This is a genomic window from Pseudomonas sp. IT-347P (assembly GCF_949768005.1).
Classification (GTDB): Bacteria; Pseudomonadota; Gammaproteobacteria; order Pseudomonadales; family Pseudomonadaceae; genus Aquipseudomonas.
The window spans coordinates 1-289 of the sequence record NZ_CATKPQ010000037.1 but is presented as its reverse complement, the minus strand read 5'-3'; the positions used below and the strand labels follow the sequence as shown (position 1 = coordinate 289).

The 289-nt window shown below is 64.4% G+C and carries 1 pseudogene; it reads left to right on the top strand.

What is annotated here, in order from left to right:
- Window positions 1–289 (top strand): annotated as a pseudogene (locus ACM6IV_RS16225) (toxin); the annotation flags it as partial.

Genomic DNA, 289 nt, shown 5'->3' with positions numbered 1-289 from the left:
TCTGCCCAAACCGACCGACCCGAACAACCGCCTTAATTACACCCAGACCTACACCTACGACTGCGGCGGCAATCTGAAGAAACTGGTGCATGTGCGCGCCGGCGCCGATCACACCGTGCAGATGTGCATCGATTCGGTCAGTAACCGCGGCGTGCGCTGCAAACCGGGGGATCCACCACCGGAGTTCGACAACCTGTTCGACCGCCACGGCAACCTGCTGGCCGTGCAAGCGGGCCAGCCGCTGCGCTGGACCGTGCGCGACGAGTTGCAGGACGTCACGCTGGTCGCC